The sequence below is a fragment of the Desulfosporosinus burensis genome (genome assembly GCF_054657535.1).
In genome coordinates this window covers 360,329-379,314 of sequence record NZ_BAAHYN010000003.1, presented here as the reverse complement: position 1 = coordinate 379,314, position 18,986 = coordinate 360,329, and the positions used below count along the sequence as shown (strand labels likewise).

Below are 18,986 nucleotides of genomic sequence, written 5' to 3'. Positions count from 1 at the left end.
GTTCCATTTGCTATTCGCTTGTCGCTCAGGCTAAACCGCAAAACTTCTGGGCTTTCTGGTCGAATGCTATGCCGTCCTTGGCGCATTCGACACTTGGCACGTCCTGTGCCGGCGCATGTGAACAGTTGCGGTTCTTAACGCCTGATCGACTGCGCTCATTGACGCAATTCCACTAATCGTGCTCGCTAAGCTAAGACACTTCCTCTAGGCATGGGTCTACGGGAGAGGGATGGGGTGTGTGGGCGTTGTTTGCGTTCCTGAGCAAATGCGCTTGGTGCAAGTTCGGGGACGGTTCTTGACTTGCATTTTGCAAATGTAAAAATGCACTTGGGGAGATCTCAACATCTAAAAAAAGCTATAAAAAAAGAAAGCGATTGATCGCTTTCTTTTTTATAGCTTTTATGTTTAGCTAACTTGGGCAAAGTGCTTGCTAAATCTTTTGTTAAGACGAGATTTCTTGCGAGCTGCAAGATTTTTATGAATCAAACCCTTGGAGGAGGCTTTATCCAAAGCACGAGTTGCCTTTTTCAAAGCGAGTGCTGCAGTCTCGGAATCCGTGCTGATTGATTCTTCGAAACGACGAAGGGTTGTCCGTAAAGAAGATTTCGCTGCAGCGTTCTTAATCGTGCGAGCTTTTGCCAACTCAACTCTCTTGATCGCGGATTTAATGTTTGGCACTAATAGTCACCCCCTTTGGTTGTTTATTCCTTGTATTGTTACACAAACTACATTTTAACATCTAGGCACAGATTTATCAAGGAATAATAGGAAATAAATGATATTAATAAATTGCTTGATATTGTATAAACTAAACCTTGTATCTATTAAAACACTTTCTCGATAAAGCTAAATAAATGATTGGAGGGTCAAAAATGTTAGGAATGATCGTGAGGTTTATTGTTTCAGCTGTGGTTCTGTTATTAGTAAGTTGGATTGTTCCCGGACTTCGTGTGAATGGGTTCATGGGAGCGTTGGTCGCTGCAGCGGTGATAGCGATAGTTGGTTATGGAATTGAAAAAGTGTTTGGAGACAAAATTACACGTATGGGCCGGGGCTCGATAGGGTTTCTTACTGCTGCAGTGGTAATTTACTTTAGTCAGTTTCTTATTCCTGGGTACATGACAGTATCGATTATCGGTGCTCTATTAGCTTCTCTCGTCATTGGGATCGTGGATAGCTTTGTTCCAACGACCCTTCGTTAGGGCACTTTAGCATTTCCAATTCTTTTTCAACGAAAATGCAATTGTTATGTTCTACAGTGGACTTGTCCCTCATACTTCTTCAATAAGAGGAAGGGGGACAAGTCCTTTGCTACGGGAAGATTTTTATCATCGGCAAAAAAAACAGTTTAATATTTGGACGATTAAAGCGTGGATGCGTGGGTTTCTACTAGGGCTTGCGAGTTTCTTGGTTATTTTAGGTTTAGTTTATGCTCTGCGCAGCGGGAGTTCTCTTCAATTTGTTCATTTTCTAACTCAACAATCATTTCCTTTTGAAGCAATTTTATTGGAAGGAGCTCCAGGATATTCTCAACCAGAACGCGCTCGTGTAGACTTAGCTAGGCATCAAGGAGTAGCGGCTAGTCTGTTCTTATTAACCGGTGTCAATATCTCGGATCCGCGAACCTTTTTTTTGGGCTATTTTTCCCATCCGCCACAAGGTCCAGTATGGTTGGGGTGGGCATACAACCCTAATGACCCGGAGTTTGAAGGACCCATTCTTGAACCAATTACTACTCAAGTACCCACAGGGAATGAGGATAATGATCCGAAAGATACCTTGATTCCTGGGGCCAAAGAAGTGAAAGTGGGAATATATAATACACATAATAGTGAGAGCTATGCAGGGGATGGAGGTCTGGAACGACTGCAGGGAGAAAACGGAGATGTAGTGACAGTGGGTGAAACTTTGAAGAAAGCGCTTGGCCAGAATGGAGTCGCAGCGGTCCATTCGACACAGATACATGATGCTGTAGATTTTATGAAAGCGTATAGCAAATCGGTGGTTACGGCAACCCAAATGACGAAAGATTATCCTTCGTTGGAGTTTTTAATAGACATTCATCGGGATGGGCTTCCTCGTGGGTTCTCTAAATCAACGGTTATTGTAAAGGGGCAAAAGACCAGCCGGGTTATGGTGGTCATTGGCAAAATGAATCCGCACTGGCAGAAGAATGAAGCGTTAGCCAAAGAACTCATGGCTTTGGGAGAAAAGAAGTATCCTGGACTCTTTGTTCCCAATATTAGTTATGCTACGGATGCGCGGTATAACCAGCATCTTTCTGACGGCGGGTTGTTATTGGAGTTTGGGAGTCAGTTAAATACGTTAGAGGAGGCCAATGGGGCGGCTGAGGCTGTGGCAGAGATTTTGGCAGAGTGCTTAAGGGAGGAAGTGTCTTAGCCCTAATTCCTTTAGGTTTCTCTTTTTTAGCATGGCGAAAAATGCTATAATTCGGGTGGTAGATATGGAGATGGGGAGAAGAGGTTTACTCGATATGTCATCAACCAACCGAACACTTGTTAAAGCCGCAGGATTTTTAATGGCTGCTCAATTAATTTCTAGGATTTTAGGTTTTTTAAGAGAAACCTTGATGGCGGGTTTTTATGGACAGAGCGGAGTAACGGATGCTTATAATACGGCGTTTGTTCTTCCTGATTTGTTATATTGGTTGTTAGTAGGCGGAGTTTTGAGTGCTGCCTTTATTCCTGTCTTTTCTGAATATATTGCCAAAGATAATGAGGATGAGGGTTGGCGGGTTGCCAGCTCTGTTGTGAACTTGATCTTGCTTACCCTTGGGGTGTTTGTTTTAGTGGGGCTTTTTTTTACCCCCCACTTTATTCGTCTAGTAGTTCCAGGGTTTGAGGCTGAAAACATGGTTCTAGCTACGCACTTGACTCGAATTCTCTTGCTGCAGCCTTTATTTATGGCCTTAAGCGGTTTGACGATGGGGATTTTAAATTCTTATAAGATTTTTTGGCCCTCTGCAGTGGGAACCGTGCTTTACAATGCGAGTGTTATCTTTTTTGGGACGATTCTGGCAAATCCGGCAAAGCCGGAAAGCATTTCTGGCTTTGCCTTTGGGGTTGTTTTTGGGGCGATTGCTAATTTTGCTGTTCAAATTCCGGCTTTGCGGAAAGTGGGAATCCGTTATTATCCGATTATTGACTGGCGGCATCCAGGTGTCCGCCTAATCGGGGCCTTGGCTGTACCTATTATTCTCAGTTATTCTCTGAATCAAATTCAGGTGGTGGTCAATAATAACTTTGGGTCGATGATGTTTCCGGGCAGTATTACTGCTGTCTGGTATTCCTATCGTCTTTTTCAGTTGCCGGTAGGGATCTTTGCCTTAGCTATTGCGGTCGCGACTTTTCCGACGATGACGGAACAAGCAGCTTTAAAAAAGTGGGATGATTTTCGGCAGACGTTATCGAATGGTATTCGCATGGTAATTTTCATAACTCTTCCGATTTCGGTGGGCATGATCGTTTTGCGTTTTCCCTTGATTCGGGTTTTGTTTGAGCATGGTCAGTTTACAGCAGATGATACCTTAATGATGGCGATTCCTTTATTTTATTTTTCGATTGGAATAACTTCACAAGCGGTGATTCAGATTCTGCCGCGGGCTTTTTATGCCCTTCAGGATACTTGGACACCCGTAATATTGGGGATTATTGCAATGGCTGTTAATATTTTAGCCATGTATTTATTGATTGGTCCGCTGGCTCATGGGGGCTTAGCCTTTGCCACAACGATTGCTGCCTTTGTGAATATGCTTCTCTTGTTTTACCTTCTGCGCAAGAGGTTAGGGCAAATGGACGGTTGGGCTATGTTCTTGACTAGTCTAAAAGCCTTAGTTGCGTCGCTGCTTATGGCCGTTGTGATCTGGGTATGGATGCAGTGGCTAACTTCGGTAATTGGTGTTCGTACTTTAGCTTCGCTTACGGTACTAGTGACTGGATCGGCCATCGGGGCTATTGTCTTTGCGGTGATGGCGAAGTTTTTGAGGATGCAAGAGTTTGAGCAGGCGATGGGTTTGGTGCGACGGAAGATTGGAGCACGTTAAAGGGGATTAAGACAGACAATGCAGATATCCCGAGAGCATATCAAACAGAATTAATCTGATTAGGGTGGGTGCTCGCGAACCCTAAAATTTTTGTGCTGAACGTCTATTCGGGCTTATCGGCCAAATAATAAGTAAAATGGCTAAGAAACTGATAGGGTTTAAATGTATAATGTATTTAACCAGATATCCTTGTTTCTGGCGTTGACAAAGGGCAAATTATCGGGTACTATTATGCATATCACTTAGGTGATAAGCATTCGGCAATGGAGCCGCCACGATATCTAAAAAAGATATCTGGCGGCTTTCTTTATTGATGGAGAGGGAGGAGATACTTTGAAAGTTCCCATAATGGAAAAAGTGAAACCTTCCTTGGAACGGTCAGCAATACTTCTAGCCATGACTGAGACAAGAGCGGAAGAGGAAAAGCTTAAGAAGTCCTTAAATGAATCGTTTGAGCTTCGTTGTGGCGTAACAGAGCTTGGCGGAACTGTAGCAAATCTTCAACATACTGGGAAACTAACGAATGCAGTGATGGCAACAGCTTTTAACACGGGTGTCATTCCCAAAGAAGATCGAAAGATTCACGCGTTAATCCATGCAACATTGGAAGCCAGTAACAGTATTTTTATTCATACCAACAGTAATGCCAGTTTTGCTTTAAAAGTTGGAATAACGTCGGATTTGGAGTGGCTTGCTGTAGCAATTTATGGTCGTTCTTCCCTCCATCCTCTCTTAGAACACGCTCGTATAGGATTGGGAGTTATGCATCTTTGAACTGAAGTGAGTCAAGTAATTGGATACCACAAGTGATTAGAGTGATAGAGTGCAAAGTGATCAGTGATTTAGAAACTTGGAGAAGAGTACAATTTCATAACCGGGCACCAGATCTATAAATGATTTGGAGCGGAAAAGTGTGTTTTAGAGAGCCCTTAATTAATTAATTAATTTAAGGGCTCTCTTTGTCTTTTTATAAACTTATTTTAAGGGAGGTGATGCGATGGCGTTTAATTCAAGCCCCTGTGAAAGTATAACTTTTTAGATTGTCCCATCTCGCTATCACGACACCTTGCCATCACGACACCTTGCCATCCATGGCGGTGTTCTAATCTCGAACATCCTTGTTCGAGTCATGGCGGTGTTCTAATCTCGAACATCCTTGTTCGAGTCATGGATAGCGTATCTTGACCCAAAATTAAAGGAGGATGAACTTTATGAAAATGATTAGAGCAATTGTAAGGCCCGATAAAACTGAGATTGTGGCTGAGGCTTTAGCGCAGGCGGGAATGCCATCTCTGACAAAAATGCACGTCTTTGGTCGTGGTAGGACAAAGGGTATTCGGATTGGAGATGTGGTTTACGATGAGTTTCCAAAGACTCTTCTTCTCTTGGTCATTGAAGATGACAAGTTGGATGAAGCCATTGCAATTATTCTCAAAAGTGCCAAGACCGGAACCATGGGTGATGGCAAGGTCTTTGTAACCGAAGTCGAAGAAGCGTATACCGTGAGTAAAGGGACAAAGGGGTTGTAGAAATGAAGGAAATAATGACGGTGATTCGACGCCATCAAGTACCTGCCACTAAAAAGGCTTTTGAAGATGCTGGGTTTCCTGCTCTGACGATCCAAAGTGTGGAGGGTCGTGGCAAACAAGGTGGAATCGGAGGGTGGGCAGCTGAGGTTGATCCGGAATTGAATTCTATGTTGAGTAGAGAACTGGCGGATGATACCAATTTTAACTGGATTCCTAAAAGGATGTTAACAATTGTCGTTCAGGATGATCAAGTCGAAGAAGTAGTCGATGTGATTATTAAAGCGAATCAGACTGGGCACATAGGTGACGGTAAAATCTTTGTCCTACCCTTAAAAGAAGTTGTTCGCGTTCGCACGGGGGAAACCGGAAAAGAAGCCGTTATTTAGATTCAGTCAGAATTGAGGTAGTTATAAACAATACTGATACGGGTGCATTATCATAATGGCTTTATCTTAAGGGGCAGTGAGTAAAAAAGGAGATGGATTGACATGAGACAAATTGCAATATATGGCAAAGGTGGTATAGGAAAATCGACGACAACTCAAAATACAGTCGTCGCCCTAGCTGAAATGGGCAGGAAAGTAACGATTGTTGGCTGTGACCCTAAAGCAGATTCCACGCGCTTGATTTTGCACAGTAAAGCACAAACGACAGTTATGGATTTAGCCCGCGAGAGAGGGACTGTCGAAGATTTAGAACTGGATGAGGTTTTGGTAGAAGGGTATTTGGGAGTTCGGTGTGCAGAATCGGGGGGGCCAGAACCAGGGGTCGGCTGTGCTGGTCGAGGAGTAATCACAGCGATTAACTTTTTGGAGGAAAACGGGGCTTATTCTACGGATACAGATTATGTTTTTTACGATGTCTTGGGAGACGTGGTGTGCGGGGGCTTTGCAATGCCGATCCGCGAGAATAAAGCTAAGGAGATCTATATTGTAACTTCTGGCGAAATGATGGCCATGTATGCAGCCAACAATATTTCGAAAGGAATCTTAAAGTACGCGACGACTGGGACCGTACGTCTGGGGGGGTTAATCTGTAATAGTCGTCAAACAGACAAAGAACATGAGTTAATTGAAGCGCTGGCTAAAGCCTTGAATACCCAAATGATTCACTTCATGCCTCGAGATAACGAGGTGCAACGGGCTGAAGTGCGTAAACAGACGGTTATCGAATATAACCCAACCCATGTTCAGGCTGATCAGTATCGAGAGCTGGCCCGAAAAATTGAGAATAACACCATGATGACCATCCCGACCCCCCTTTCCATGGATGAATTAGAAGCATTAATGATGGAATTTGGTATCCTGGATATGTAGTTTTGAGTTAATGGTTAATAGCTAATTAAGTTACTAAGAAGTTACTAAGAAGTTATTAATGTTATTCGGCTAACACTTCGGAGCGCACTGTTTTAATAGTGTCGCACAAAAAAAGGGTATTAGAAGGTGCCAGTTGGGCGGGACGCAAGAGTAAGGGGCTTTTTATGATGAGGGAGGACAGCGTTATGAGCATTAAAGAGACCAAGGATTTCAGAAAACAAGTCGTAGAAGAAGTTCTGGAAATTTATCCGGAAAAGGCTAAAAAGAATCGCAGACAACACATTGCGGTCAAAGATAGTGAGTGTGCGAGTTGCGCAGTCAAATCTAATTCGAAAACGGTGCCAGGGCTGATGACTGCCCGGGGGTGTGCTTACGCAGGGGCCAAAGGGGTTGTTTGGGGTCCGGTCAAGGATGTCGTGCATATATCCCATGGACCTGTCGGGTGTGGTTATTATTCTTGGGGTAACCGCAGGAACTTAGCGGAAGGCGAAATCGGTGTTGATAACTTTGTCCCTTTTCTATTTACCTCGGACTTCCAGGAAAGCGATATCATTTACGGTGGGGACAAAAAACTGGAGAAAATAATCCACGAGGCTGTAGGTCTTTTCCCAAATGCCAAAGGTATTTCGGTGCTATCAGAATGTCCTGTCGGACTGATTGGAGACGACATTGAAAGTGTCGCTCGCCGGATGAGCCTAGAACTTGAGATGCCAGTCGTCCCAGTTCGTTGTGAAGGGTTTAGGGGAATAAGCCAATCCCTGGGCCATCATATTGCCAATGATGCTATTCGAGATCATCTTTTGGGGAAAGGGCCAGCTAGAGAAATCGGAAAGTACGATATCGGAATTATCGGCGATTATAATATTGGCGGAGATGCCTGGGCCAGTAAAAAGATTTTAGAAGAAATGGGTTTAAAGGTCGTCAATATTTGGACAGGCGACTCGACGATGGAAATGCTGCAGAACGGACATCTTGTTAAGCTGAATTTAATTCACTGTTTCAGAAGTATGAATTACATTGCTAAACACATGGAAGAAACTTATGGAACCCCTTGGATAGAATTTAACTTCTTCGGACCGACTAAAATTCGTGAATCAATCCTGAAAATTGCTGCCCAATTTGACGACTATATTCTGGAAAAAGCTCTCAAAGTGCTTGAGAAATATGAACCCCAGATGCAAAAAGTGATCGAGACCTATCGCCCACGCTTGGATGGAAAAAGCGTCATGCTTTATGTGGGCGGCCTTCGTCCGAGACACATTGTGGGAGCTTATGAAGATTTGGGCATGGAGGTTACTGGAACGGGCTATGAATTTGCTCACAAGGAGGATTATGAGAAAACTATTCCTGAATTAAAAGAGGGAACGTTAATTTATGATGATGTGACAGCCTTTGAACTTGAAGAGTTTGTCATGAAGTTAAAGCCTGATTTGGTGGGATCAGGGATCAAAGAAAAGTATGTTTTTGAAAAAATGGGTCTTCCCTTCCGTCAAATGCATTCTTGGGATTATTCAGGCCCTTATCACGGCTACGAGGGATTCCCGATTTTTGCTCGGGATATGGATATGGCTATTAACAGCCCTACTTGGAAATCAATCAAAGCCCCTTGGACAAAATAAATTGGGCAGAAAGGATGTCACACAATGGAAACTTGTACTAAGGCAACAAAAAGTTGGCTGGATTCTGTAGAATATCGAGAAAAGAATTTCGCCCGTGAAAAGCTGGTCATCAATCCGGCCAAAGCATGCCAACCCCTTGGCGCCTTGCTTTGTGCCTTAGGAATCGAGGGATGCCTACCGTTTACCCATGGTTCACAAGGGTGCACTGCTTATTTTCGCAGCACATTATCTCGCCATTACAGAGAACCGGTAGCCGCAGTGTCTGATTCTATGACCGAGGATTCTGCCGTCTTTGGCGGACAGGGGAACCTCATCGAAGGGTTGAAGAATGCTTATGCAGTTTACAGCCCAAAAGTGATCGCCGTCTTCACGAGCTGTATGGCTGAAGTGATTGGAGACGATATCAATGCTTATCTAGGTAATGCAAAGGAACAAGAAGCCATTCCTCAAGATTTTCCAGTCGCCTTGGCTAACACTCCAAGTTTTAAGGGGTCCCATATAACTGGATACGATACGATGCTCAAGGGTCTCATTGAATGCCTAGCCAAGCCTAGGCAGGAGGAAGAAATCAACGACAGACTTTATGTTGTCCCTGGCTTTGATACTTACCCCGCTAATTTGCGTGAATATAAACGACTTTTCAAAGTGATGGATGCACCTTATACCCTTTTACCCGACTCTAGCGATGTTTTTGATGCGCCTAATTTAGGCACCTACCAATTGTACCCGGGGGGAACACCCATTACCGAAATGAACGAGGCTTTAAACGCGGCCAGTTTCTTATTCTTACAGACTTACTCAACGCCAACAACCAGTAAATATCTCGCCGGTAAGGCAGTTCCCGTCGAAACGCTTTCTATGCCGATCGGGATAGCGGGCACGGACAAATTCATTGAATCTGTTGCCAAATTCACGGGGAAAGACGTTCCAGAGGAGATGACCTTTGAGCGGGGACTTGCAGTCGATGCCATGACTGATGCTCATCCCTATCTTCATGGTAAGAAATTTGCACTGTTTGGTGACCCGGATATCCTGATCGGAGTCGTCAGTTTTTTGCTTGAAATGGGAGGAGTACCGGTTCATATAGTTTGCACAAATTCCACCCCCTTGTTTAAAAAAGCCATGGAAAAATTACTGGCTTCAAGCCCTTACGGTCAAGAAGCCACACTGTATGCAGGCAAAGACCTTTGGCACCTCCGTTCCTTGCTGGTCACAGAACCTGTCGATATGTTAATTGGCGACTCCCATGGCAAGTGGGCAGCCCGTGATGCCAATATTCCATTGGTCAGAATAGGTTTCCCCATCACGGATCGGGTGAATCTCCATCGTTATCCCATCGTTGGGTATTCCGGAGTGATTAATTTGATCAGCATGATCGCGAACACGTTTCTGGAGGAGAAAGATAGGACTTCCTCAGACACGTACTTCGAAATGATGCGATAAGAGGTCAGGGGACACACCTCCTCAAAGAGAAGTAATGATAAGTGGCTCAGAGGAATGTCCCCACCAGAAGGAGGGGTGCTTCATGTTCACCAATCTTACCAAATTAGATCTTAAGGATAAAAAGTACATGTCAGATGCCGGTTCGCCTAAATTATGCATGAAGGCCCTGCCCGGTGAAGGCGCAGAGCGAAGTTGCGCTTATGACGGAGCACGAGTTGTGCTCATGCCCATCACGGATGTTGCTCACCTTGTGCATGGACCGATAGCCTGTGCTGGCAACTCTTGGGATAACCGAGGAGCTCGCTCCTCAGGTTCCCAACTGTATCGACGGGGACTGACCACAGACATCATGGAAAATGATGTAATCTATGGCGGAGAGGCTAAGCTCAAAGAGTCGATCTTGGAAATCGCGGTGAGACATGATCCAAAAGCAATCTTTGTCTACGCAACCTGTGTCTCCTCGTTAATCGGTGATGACGTCGATAAAATTTGTCAAGAAACGCAAGCTGAATTGACGATTCCGGTGATTGCCGTTAATTGCCCAGGCTTTTTAGGGGACAAAAATATTGGAAATCGGATTGCAGGGGAAGTTTTATTTGAGCGGGTTATCGGCACAGGGGATGGGCCGGAGGAGAAAATACCCCTTTCTATTAACCTTATCGGGGAGTATAACATCGCCGGAGATCTTTGGGGGGTTATACCTGATTTAAAAAACTTGGGGATCACACTTCAAACGGCTATTACCGGGGATGCAAAGTTCGATGATCTGCGTTCCGCTCACAGAGCCAGTCTTAACGTGCTGATCTGCTCCAAAAGTCTGACCAATCTAGTCAGGAAAATGGAGATTCGCTATGGTATACCCTTTATAGAGGGGTCGTTTTATGGGATTCAAGACACCTCCCAAACTCTGATCAATATCGCCAAAGCGCTCAATGATCTGGATTTGTTGGAGCGAACCTTAGTCTATGTTCGTAAGAAGGAAGAGGAAACACGAAAGATCATTGCAGGTTACAAAAGGTTACTGGAGAATAAGCAGGCCATCTTGTTTACGGGCGGGGTTAAAACCTGGTCGATGGTGTCTACCTTGGCTGAATTAGGGATCAACATCTTAGCTGGAGGAACCCAAAACTCCACACCAGAGGATTTCCAGCGTATGAAAGAACTGATGGATCCCTCAGCCCAGATTATCGAGGACACAAGCTCAGCAGGCTTTTTAAAGATTATTGCGGAGAAGAAACCGGATCTGATCGTTGCCGGAGGAAAAACAAAATATCTGGCACATAAAACAAGAACTCCTTTTCTGGATATCAACCACGGTAGAAAACTACCGTATGCGGGCTATCAGGGAATGGTTACCTTTGCAGAGACTTTAACGCGCACGGTGCTGAGTCCTGTTTGGGGGCTTTTGAAAGAGGAATTCCCGCCGAAGGAGGGTGAACAAGATGAATGATCCGGCGAATACGCGACATTATCAAGGGAATCCACAGAAAAACAGCCCAGCGCTTGGTGCAACTCTAGCCTACCTCGGCGTCAATGGACTTTTAGCCTTACTCCATGGTTCTCAGGGGTGTTCTTCGTTCATTCGCTTACAGCTCTCAAGGCATTATAAGGAACCGATTCCCCTTAATTCGACGGCCCTTTTAGAAGACTCAGTCATTTTTGGGGGTTGGGAACATCTTAAAAAAGGAATTGCAGTAGCAGCCGATAAATATAGGCCTCAAATTATTGGCGTGATGAGTACTGGGTTAACCGAAACCTTCGGAGACGACATGGCTAGCGCACTGTCTAGCCTGCGCTCAGAAAGACCGGATTTAGTGGATTTGCCTGTTGTACTGGCCAGTACGCCGGACTATATTGGTTCGATGCAAGAAGGGTATCAGCGGACGGTAGAGGCACTGATTACGACATTGACCGGGCATTCGGCTAAGACGAAGGAGCAATTCGGATCGAGCTCAGGTTCTAGCCTTGACGAAGATCCAGCGCTGTCGATAACGTTGCTGCCTGGTTGTCATTTAACCCCGGGCGATGTCGATGAGCTTAAAGAGATCGTGATGGAATTCGGATTTAGGCCTATTACCATTCCTGATCTTTCAATTTCTCTCGATGGGCACGCTGAACTGGAAGCGGCTCCGGTGGTTCAGGGCGGAACGCTACTTGAAGATTTTCAGCGTGTAGCAAACTCTAAGGCCTGTCTGTCGTTTGGACTGAGTATGGAGAAAGCGGGAGAGATAGTAAAACAAACTTACGAAATCCCCCATTTTAACTTTCCTGCCATAACTGGCCTCGCCGCAACAGATACGTTCATTTTAACGTTAGCTAAGATATCGGGTAAGCCGATACCAGCAAAGCTACTCCGGCAAAGAAGCCGATTGCTAGATACACTAGCCGACTTTCATGACCAACTTGGCGGTCTAAAGATAGCGATAGCCTTGGAGATGGATCTGCTCTATAGTCTAGCCTCCTGCTTGGTTGAGGTGGGCGCTGAGCTTTCTGTAGCCTTGGCGGCATCCCAAGCGGGCATCCACACACTATCTCTCCCAATTCCGATCGAAGTGGGTGACCTGGAAACCCTGGAGGAACGAGCGGGTCAGAGTACGTTAATTATTGCCAATTCGAACGGTCGTCAAGCCGCAGGGCTGCTTAAGCTTCCTCATTTAAGAGCGGGGTTGCCAGTTTTTGACCGGGTTGGTTATCCGCAAAAAAGCTGGATTGGCTATCAAGGCACTCAGCAATTTCTCTTTGACACCTTGAATTCAGTAGGTTAGGGAGAAGGGCGAGGTCGATAAGGTCGATAGGTCCAGATAATGAGTCTAAAAAAGAGAGAGATAGCAAAAAGAAGTTTCAGAAATAAAGGAGATATCGAGGGATAGGTCTTAGTTTAAGGGAGGGTACAGGTATGCTGATAGCCTTTGCCAGTAGTGATGGTAAAACAATTGACTCGCATTTTGCTTCCGCCCCTTCGTTTGAAATGTATAGATTTACAAAGGAACCTCAAGGAGTTATCCATACATCTCTATCCTCTGAAGACATGGCGGAGTCCGAGGATAAAGTTGATGTACGCATTAAAATGCTCAAAGAATGTGCGATCGTCTATTGCACACAGATTGGCGGTCCCGCGGCAGCGCGTTTAGTTCAAAGCGGTATTCATCCTTTGAAAGTGCTCGAAGGGACATTGATCGTCGACGAACTTGACAGACTCAATAAATTGCTGCTCTCCAAAAAATTGCCCCCTTGGCTAAAAAAGAAAGTGGGAGACGTGGGGGATATCGAACCTCAGAAGGAGGATTTAGAGTGAGTGAAGTACTAATTTACCAAACCTTTGGCGGATTACCTTGGACTCCACAGTATGTGGAAGAGATCGATAACGCCCTGTGTCTAGGATGTGGGCGGTGTGTGAAATTATGTGTGCAAAAATGCTTAGGCCTCGAGAGTTTCGAGGATGATGAGGGGACAGAACGGCACATCGCTAAAATTGCTAATAAAGCCCGATGCATTGGTTGCCAGGCCTGCGGCAATATCTGTGTACGTCACTGCTATACGTTTAAGGAAAAATCAGTATAACAAACGAATAACAAAACGAATGGAGGGATTAAGATGCATAAAGAATGTACGCGAGGAACTATAAATAGCCCACACCTCAATCATGGACATCCATGTTTCTCAACAAAGGGGCATGGTAAAACCGGGCGGATCCACTTGGCCGTAGCTCCGGGATGTAATATATCTTGTAATTATTGTGTGCGCAAATTTGATTGTGCAAATGAATCCCGTCCAGGGGTAACCAGTAAGGTACAAAGCTCAGAAGAAGCGCTTCAAACAGTCATGAAGGCAAAAGCATCTGATATCGGATCAAAACTTACCGTTGTAGGAATTGCGGGTCCTGGAGAACCTTTAGCGAACAGCGCTACGTTCGAAACCCTAAGAGGGGTAAAGAGAGATTTTCCAGAGATGATCCTTTGTATAAGCACTAATGGGCTTCTCTTGCCAGAAAAGATCGATGAATTGGTGGAGATTGGCGTGTCCCATATTACGGTTACAATTAACACCTTAGATGAGAAAATTGGTGCTAAAATCTACAGTTACGTTCGATGGGAAGGTAAAACTCTGATTGGGCCGGATGCTGCAAAGATTTTAATTAATAATCAACTAGCGGGACTTGAATTGGCTTCTAAGGCTGGAATGACCGTAAAAGTTAACACCGTGCTTATTCCTGGTGTCAACGACCAGCTTTTATACAGCTTGGGTGTGGAAATCAAGAAAAGAGGTGCGCACCTTCACAACATCATGCCCTTGATCTCACAAGGAAAACTCGCGCACATTAAAGCTCCGACTAAAGAACTTTTAGCAAGTATCCGATGCAGTCTTGGCTCACTTCTTCCCCAGATGACTCACTGTCAACAATGCCGTGCAGATGCTATTGGGGTACTTTAATGATGGAAAAAGGAGTTATTTAAATGGAACAAAGGGTTTTATTATGCGATACAACACTAAGAGATGGTGAGCAAGCGCCTGGTGTGGCGTTCGGTCTACGGGAAAAGGAAAAGATCGCTAGGGCCCTGGCAGATGCTGGAATCGATGAATTGGAAGTGGGAGTGCCTGCAATGGGAAAAGCAGAAACTCGCATAATATCCAAGCTAGTTGCTCTACATTTGCCAGTTCGTCTCATCACTTGGAATCGTGCTGTGCTGTCAGATCTCCAAGCAAGTTATCGAACGAGGGTCGAGGGAGTCGGTATTTCAATTCCGACATCGGACCAACAAATCAAGCATAAAATACAAAAGGATCGCGCTTGGGTTCTTGAGCAAATGGGTCTTTGTATCCATAATGCTAAAAAGGAGGTTGGCTATCTTGTTCTCGGGCTTGAAGATGCTAGTAGAGCAGATCCTGCCTTTCTCTCAGAGATCCTTGCGGAGGCTCAGAAGCTAGGGGTTGACCGGGTACGCTTTGCGGATACTCTGGGAATTCTTGACCCTCTGAAAGTTTTCTTTACTCTGCAAGAGTTAGTGAAGATATCTGGAATTCCTTTAGAATTTCATGCCCATAATGATTTTGGGATGGCGACGGCTAATGCTCTGGCAGCAGTCCAAGCAGGTTTTCAGGCCTTAAGCGTGACGGTGGGAGGATTGGGCGAAAGGACTGGCAATGCCCCGCTTGAAGAAGTCGCGGTTGCTCTGAGATATTGTCTCAATCAAAGTGTGCGTTTTGACTTGAACCGTTTAAATTCAATTTGCTCAATGGTCAGCTTGGTAACCGATCGTTTAATCCCTCGGGCAAAACCCGTGATCGGGGAAGACGCTTTCACTCACACTTCCTCCATACACATTGACGGAATTCAGAAGGATTTTGCAAACTACCAAACATTTCCACCTGAAAGCGTAGGAAGGCAGCATTCAACCTCCTTTGGAAAATATTCTGGTCTCAAAACCATCTTGCGGCTTTTAAAATCTAAAGGAATTGACTTTGACCAAGAGACCATCGATAAATTATTTATCACAATCTTGCATCAAACTCAACAGCTCAAGAAGCCTATGAACGAAGACGATATCATGAGGATTGTGGGCAATCCATGCTGAACAAAAAAAGATATGACAAAAACCTTCTTTAGGCAGATTTGCTTGAAAGAAGGTTTTTGTCATTTTGTGTAGAATTGGACGATTGGATTAGGTTTACTGAGAAGGGGTAACAGGATGTATCTAGATTGGTTTCAACTGGTTTTGATCTATATCGTGACAAATTCTGCATCGAAAATTATCCAGAAACAGGTGTTGAAGGATCAAGAAATTGACTCTACTGCCTTTAGTGCGTTTTTTTTATTTGTTGTGGGAGTTCTCACCATACCTCTCCTTTGGGTGGAGAGGCCTATTTTCACGAGTAGCCTGGAAGTGTGGTTGATCGTATTACTTTCAAGTGTCTTGTATACGGCATGTATGGCTTTATATTATCATGCCTTAAAGGGAACTGAGGTCAGCCAGGTTGAAACCATTGCGACAACACGATCAATATGGTTTATGATATTAGGTATTTTCCTCCTTGGAGAAAAGGTCAATCTGAGTAATTTCCTTGGCATTGCCCTTATCTTTGGAGGCTTAATTATTATATACTGGAATAAAGGGAGTTTTAAGGGCTTTGGAAAACCTCATTTATACACCCTGATCTACGCTCTTTTAATAACAAGTGCTTATGCGTTGGATAAAATTGCCCTAAACTCTTTCTCGGTTGTCCTGTATCAAGTTATTGTATACATAATTCCAGGTATTTTTACGGTGATGTTTATGCCTAGGACGTTTGGGAAACTTAAGTATTTATTAAAACCTCAGAAAAACACGTTAGTAATTCTCCTAAGTGCTGTCTTGCAAATGATTTCAACCTTAGCCCTGTATGCAGCTTATAAATATGGGGGAGAACTTTCAGTGGTTGGACCTCTTGCCCAAACATCGACGGTTCTGACAATACTCGTTGGCATCGTGCTTCTCAAAGAGAGATGGAATATGAAACGAAAAATCATTGGAGTTATACTTTCTTTAGCTGGGGTTGCTTTTCTTAAGTTAGCAAGTTAAATCTAAAGCTTTAGTAGGAAATTGGAACTCCAAACTTAAAAGAGTGAGGTCTTAATTGTTAAAAGTAGATAGTAGTTCGGTTATAAAGGGAACTACTATCCCATGTTGGATGTGTAAAAGTGTGTTCAAGCGCCAGTCCCAGTTACACCTGTTACTGGCGCTCGTTGGATGTAAAAAAGTGTGTGAAAAGGACCGTCCCCATTACACGCCCATTACACGCCCGCACGCGCAAATTAGAGAGGGGTTAAAAATATAATGGGAAAACTTGTTGAATGCGTTCCGAATTTTAGTGAGGGGCATCGTCCTGAGGTTATTGAGGCTATTGTGGCCGAAGTCAAAAAGGTCAAGGGGGTAAAGCTGCTTGATGTCAAGCCTGATGCTAGCCATAACCGAACGGTCGTAACCTTTGTGGGGGAACCTCAAAATGTTAAACTTGCCGCCTTTAACGCTTGTGCTAAGGCGTGCGAGTTGATTGATATGGAGCAACAGCAAGGAGGGCATCCACGGGTTGGAGCGACGGATGTTATTCCATTTATTCCCGTTAAAGAGGTTAGCATGGAAGAATGTGTTCAGTTGGCCAACGAACTCGGTTCCGAGATTGCTAGTAAACTCGGAATCCCTGTCTATTTGTACGAGGAAGCGGCTAAAGTGCCGAACAGAAGAAGGCTTCCTGACGTAAGAAAGGGAGAGTACGAAGGGCTAAAGGAGGAAATAAATAAACCTGAGCGTCATCCTGATTACGGTCAACCTAAAATGCATCCCACTGCTGGTGCCACCGTAGTCGGGGCACGCCAATTTTTGGTGGCTTACAATATTAATCTTGGCACGAACGATCTCAGTATTGCTAAGAAAATTGCTGATTCCATCCGCGAGGTCAAAGGGGGATTTAAATATGTCCGAGCGATGGGAGTTATGCTGGAGGATCGAGATGTCGCTCAAGTATCGATAAACATGGTTAATTACTCAGGGACCCCGTTATTTCGGGTTTTTGAGACTGTGAAATCTGAGGCAGCTCGGTATGGCGTAAGTATTATTGGCAGTGAATTAGTAGGGGTAACTCCTTTGCAGGCGCTTCTTGATGTGGCTGAGTTCTATTTGCGTTTAGAAAACTTTGACCGCAAACAGGTTTTTGAAGAGAATTTGGTTGAAGACTAGACTTCGATGAATCTGAAGTAAACGGTCGGAAGCATGCTATTCGTTAGGCTAGCTATGTTTATTTAAATATCGAACATCGAACATCGAACATCGAACATCGAACAACGATCAGGGGGTAGAATTAATGTTAGTCAACAAAACAGTGAGTGGATTTGTGGAAGAGTTAGCGAGTAACTCGCCAGCTCCTGGTGGAGGGAGTGCCGCGGCTCTTGCTGGCTCATTAGGGGCAGCACTGAGCATAATGGTTTGTAATTTTACGGAAGGTAAGCCTAAGTTTGCTAGTGTACAAGATGAGATTGCTCAGATTAAGCAAAAAGGGCTGGCCTTAAAGAATGATTTAATGGGATATATTGATGGGGATACGGATGCCTTCGTTGAGGTTATGAAGGCTTACAAATTACCTAAGGAAACGGATGCCGAAAAAGCTCTAAGGTCAGAGAAAATACAAGGGGCAACGAAACAGGCAACTCTTCTACCCCTTAAAGTAGCAGAGTCTTGCGTTGAAGTCTTGAAACTTTCGCTAAGGGTCTTAACGATCGGTAATCCGAACACTGCCTGTGATGCGGCTGTTTCCGGAGTCACAGCTTATGCAGGTTTTCAAGGAGCAATTTTCAACGTTAAGATTAATCTAGGTTCAATTAACGATGAGACATTTCTTCAAGATGTCCGAGCTAAGATCAAGTTGTTAGAAGAAGATGCGGATAAGAATAATCAATTAATTTTAGCTCGTGCCAAAGAGGTCATTGGCTAAGGACAGGTTGATAATGTTTTAAAACTTTTCATAGGCAAGCTGATTAAATATAAGAGCCTTCAATTTGAAGGCTCTTATTTGAGCTGTAATGGCCAATCATTAAAAGCATATCCTCGAATGACCTTTCAGTTATCGATTAAAGGAGGTAATGAAATGAATTATCGGATTGAGGAAAAAGCTGCATCCACAAACTTCTCTGAAGGGCGAATGGAGGAGAAGGGAGAGCTTGATCATTATATAGGTGTGGCACAAATAAGGAGTGTCCGGATAACCTGACCCTGCTTGAAGTTCCTGCTTCAACATGGGCTGTATTCGAAGCCGTCGGACCATTTCCTAGTACTTTGCAAGATGTCTGGGGACGCATTTACTCCGAATGGACACCCACTTCTTGTAAGTGGGTGTTCCTTATTGGATGGAGCGGCTCGGCGAAATCAATCCACTGAGCAAAGGTATGCTAGAATTCTTGCGAAATTCCCCCTATAGCTGTTATACTAAGTATTTAGAATATCTAAATATGCTTAACACAAAACTTGATTATAGAAATGAGGGCAGG

The 18,986-nt window shown here is 44.3% G+C and carries 19 protein-coding genes and 1 pseudogene; 19 read left to right on the top strand and 1 reads right to left on the bottom strand.

Annotation, left to right across the window (positions count from 1 at the left end):
• Positions 1–405 precede the first annotated feature (405 nt).
• A complete protein-coding gene (rpsT, locus tag ACYQ3Q_RS07075) occupies positions 406–678 on the bottom strand; it encodes a 30S ribosomal protein S20 (RefSeq protein WP_459927893.1) in 273 nt (90 codons plus the stop codon).
• Positions 679–872: 194 nt separating this feature from the next.
• On the opposite strand from rpsT, the gene ACYQ3Q_RS07070 reads away from it, so the two are divergent.
• The 19 genes and pseudogenes from ACYQ3Q_RS07070 to ACYQ3Q_RS06980 form a co-directional block, all read left to right on the top strand.
• Entirely contained in the window at positions 873–1,202 is a 330-nt protein-coding gene (locus tag ACYQ3Q_RS07070; RefSeq protein WP_459927892.1) for a phage holin family protein, read from the top strand.
• Between the two features lie 106 nt (positions 1,203–1,308).
• Positions 1,309–2,400 carry a stage II sporulation protein P gene (spoIIP, locus tag ACYQ3Q_RS07065; protein WP_459927891.1) on the top strand — a complete coding sequence of 364 codons (1,092 nt, stop codon included), beginning with the start codon at positions 1,309–1,311 and terminating at the stop codon, positions 2,398–2,400.
• 94 nt (positions 2,401–2,494) lie between these two features.
• Positions 2,495–4,063 (top strand): murein biosynthesis integral membrane protein MurJ, encoded by a 1,569-nt coding sequence (murJ, locus tag ACYQ3Q_RS07060; protein WP_459927962.1) that lies wholly within the window; start codon positions 2,495–2,497, stop codon positions 4,061–4,063.
• Positions 4,064–4,411: 348 nt separating this feature from the next.
• On the top strand, positions 4,412–4,837 hold the full coding sequence (locus tag ACYQ3Q_RS07055; protein ID WP_459927890.1) for a HutP family protein: 426 nt from the start codon (positions 4,412–4,414) through the stop codon (positions 4,835–4,837).
• A gap of 437 nt (positions 4,838–5,274) precedes the next feature.
• Positions 5,275–5,592, top strand: a complete 318-nt coding sequence (locus ACYQ3Q_RS07050) for a P-II family nitrogen regulator (protein ID WP_459927889.1) — start codon at positions 5,275–5,277, stop codon at positions 5,590–5,592.
• Positions 5,593–5,594: 2 nt separating this feature from the next.
• On the top strand, positions 5,595–5,978 hold the full coding sequence (locus ACYQ3Q_RS07045; protein ID WP_459927888.1) for a P-II family nitrogen regulator: 384 nt from the start codon (positions 5,595–5,597) through the stop codon (positions 5,976–5,978).
• Between the two features lie 102 nt (positions 5,979–6,080).
• Positions 6,081–6,908, top strand: coding sequence for a nitrogenase iron protein (gene nifH, locus ACYQ3Q_RS07040; protein ID WP_459927887.1), 828 nt, complete (start codon positions 6,081–6,083; stop codon positions 6,906–6,908).
• A gap of 185 nt (positions 6,909–7,093) precedes the next feature.
• Positions 7,094–8,527 (top strand): nitrogenase molybdenum-iron protein alpha chain, encoded by a 1,434-nt coding sequence (gene nifD / locus ACYQ3Q_RS07035; RefSeq protein ID WP_459927886.1) that lies wholly within the window; start codon positions 7,094–7,096, stop codon positions 8,525–8,527.
• A gap of 24 nt (positions 8,528–8,551) precedes the next feature.
• Positions 8,552–9,970 carry a nitrogenase molybdenum-iron protein subunit beta gene (nifK, locus tag ACYQ3Q_RS07030; RefSeq protein ID WP_459927885.1) on the top strand — a complete coding sequence of 473 codons (1,419 nt, stop codon included), beginning with the start codon at positions 8,552–8,554 and terminating at the stop codon, positions 9,968–9,970.
• An 82-nt stretch (positions 9,971–10,052) separates the two neighbouring features.
• The gene (nifE, locus tag ACYQ3Q_RS07025) at positions 10,053–11,420 is read left to right on the top strand and encodes a nitrogenase iron-molybdenum cofactor biosynthesis protein NifE (protein WP_459927884.1); all 1,368 of its coding nucleotides are present in this window, start codon (positions 10,053–10,055) and stop codon (positions 11,418–11,420) included.
• Positions 11,413–12,735, top strand: coding sequence for a nitrogenase iron-molybdenum cofactor biosynthesis protein NifN (nifN, locus tag ACYQ3Q_RS07020; protein WP_459927883.1), 1,323 nt, complete (start codon positions 11,413–11,415; stop codon positions 12,733–12,735). Before nifE ends, nifN begins: the two co-directional genes overlap by 8 nt.
• Positions 12,736–12,866: 131 nt before the next feature.
• Positions 12,867–13,265, top strand: coding sequence for a NifB/NifX family molybdenum-iron cluster-binding protein (locus tag ACYQ3Q_RS07015; protein ID WP_459927882.1), 399 nt, complete (start codon positions 12,867–12,869; stop codon positions 13,263–13,265).
• Positions 13,262–13,531, top strand: coding sequence for a ferredoxin family protein (locus tag ACYQ3Q_RS07010; RefSeq protein ID WP_459927881.1), 270 nt, complete (start codon positions 13,262–13,264; stop codon positions 13,529–13,531). The genes ACYQ3Q_RS07015 and ACYQ3Q_RS07010 overlap by 4 nt, the downstream gene beginning before the upstream one ends.
• Positions 13,532–13,564: 33 nt before the next feature.
• Positions 13,565–14,401, top strand: a complete 837-nt coding sequence (locus ACYQ3Q_RS07005) for a radical SAM protein (RefSeq protein WP_459927880.1) — start codon at positions 13,565–13,567, stop codon at positions 14,399–14,401.
• A gap of 23 nt (positions 14,402–14,424) precedes the next feature.
• The gene (locus tag ACYQ3Q_RS07000) at positions 14,425–15,543 is read left to right on the top strand and encodes a homocitrate synthase/isopropylmalate synthase family protein (RefSeq protein ID WP_459927879.1); all 1,119 of its coding nucleotides are present in this window, start codon (positions 14,425–14,427) and stop codon (positions 15,541–15,543) included.
• A gap of 114 nt (positions 15,544–15,657) precedes the next feature.
• Positions 15,658–16,527: a DMT family transporter gene (locus ACYQ3Q_RS06995; protein WP_459927878.1), complete on the top strand. Its 870-nt coding sequence runs from the start codon at positions 15,658–15,660 to the stop codon at positions 16,525–16,527.
• A 255-nt stretch (positions 16,528–16,782) separates the two neighbouring features.
• Positions 16,783–17,682 (top strand): glutamate formimidoyltransferase, encoded by a 900-nt coding sequence (gene ftcD / locus ACYQ3Q_RS06990; RefSeq protein WP_459927877.1) that lies wholly within the window; start codon positions 16,783–16,785, stop codon positions 17,680–17,682.
• 124 nt (positions 17,683–17,806) lie between these two features.
• Positions 17,807–18,433 carry a cyclodeaminase/cyclohydrolase family protein gene (locus ACYQ3Q_RS06985; RefSeq protein WP_459927876.1) on the top strand — a complete coding sequence of 209 codons (627 nt, stop codon included), beginning with the start codon at positions 17,807–17,809 and terminating at the stop codon, positions 18,431–18,433.
• A gap of 87 nt (positions 18,434–18,520) precedes the next feature.
• Positions 18,521–18,822 (top strand): annotated as a pseudogene (locus tag ACYQ3Q_RS06980) (GyrI-like domain-containing protein); the annotation flags it as partial.
• Positions 18,823–18,986 lie beyond the last annotated feature (164 nt).

Bases quoted from the DNA above. Each gene is read 5' to 3' on its own strand.
- ACYQ3Q_RS06995 (WP_459927878.1), top strand. From the start codon at position 15,658: ATGTATCTAGATTGGTTTCAACTGGTTTTGATCTATATCGTGACAAAT.
- nifE (WP_459927884.1), top strand. From the start codon at position 10,053: ATGTTCACCAATCTTACCAAATTAGATCTTAAGGATAAAAAGTACATG.
- ACYQ3Q_RS07045 (WP_459927888.1), top strand. From the start codon at position 5,595: ATGAAGGAAATAATGACGGTGATTCGACGCCATCAAGTACCTGCCACT.
- nifN (WP_459927883.1), top strand. From the start codon at position 11,413: ATGAATGATCCGGCGAATACGCGACATTATCAAGGGAATCCACAGAAA.
- ACYQ3Q_RS07050 (WP_459927889.1), top strand. From the start codon at position 5,275: ATGAAAATGATTAGAGCAATTGTAAGGCCCGATAAAACTGAGATTGTG.
- ACYQ3Q_RS07055 (WP_459927890.1), top strand. From the start codon at position 4,412: ATGGAAAAAGTGAAACCTTCCTTGGAACGGTCAGCAATACTTCTAGCC.
- ACYQ3Q_RS06985 (WP_459927876.1), top strand. From the start codon at position 17,807: ATGTTAGTCAACAAAACAGTGAGTGGATTTGTGGAAGAGTTAGCGAGT.
- nifH (WP_459927887.1), top strand. From the start codon at position 6,081: ATGAGACAAATTGCAATATATGGCAAAGGTGGTATAGGAAAATCGACG.
- ACYQ3Q_RS07005 (WP_459927880.1), top strand. From the start codon at position 13,565: ATGCATAAAGAATGTACGCGAGGAACTATAAATAGCCCACACCTCAAT.
- nifD (WP_459927886.1), top strand. From the start codon at position 7,094: ATGAGCATTAAAGAGACCAAGGATTTCAGAAAACAAGTCGTAGAAGAA.
- ftcD (WP_459927877.1), top strand. From the start codon at position 16,783: ATGGGAAAACTTGTTGAATGCGTTCCGAATTTTAGTGAGGGGCATCGT.
- ACYQ3Q_RS07015 (WP_459927882.1), top strand. From the start codon at position 12,867: ATGCTGATAGCCTTTGCCAGTAGTGATGGTAAAACAATTGACTCGCAT.
- ACYQ3Q_RS07000 (WP_459927879.1), top strand. From the start codon at position 14,425: ATGGAACAAAGGGTTTTATTATGCGATACAACACTAAGAGATGGTGAG.
- murJ (WP_459927962.1), top strand. From the start codon at position 2,495: ATGTCATCAACCAACCGAACACTTGTTAAAGCCGCAGGATTTTTAATG.
- nifK (WP_459927885.1), top strand. From the start codon at position 8,552: ATGGAAACTTGTACTAAGGCAACAAAAAGTTGGCTGGATTCTGTAGAA.
- ACYQ3Q_RS07070 (WP_459927892.1), top strand. From the start codon at position 873: ATGTTAGGAATGATCGTGAGGTTTATTGTTTCAGCTGTGGTTCTGTTA.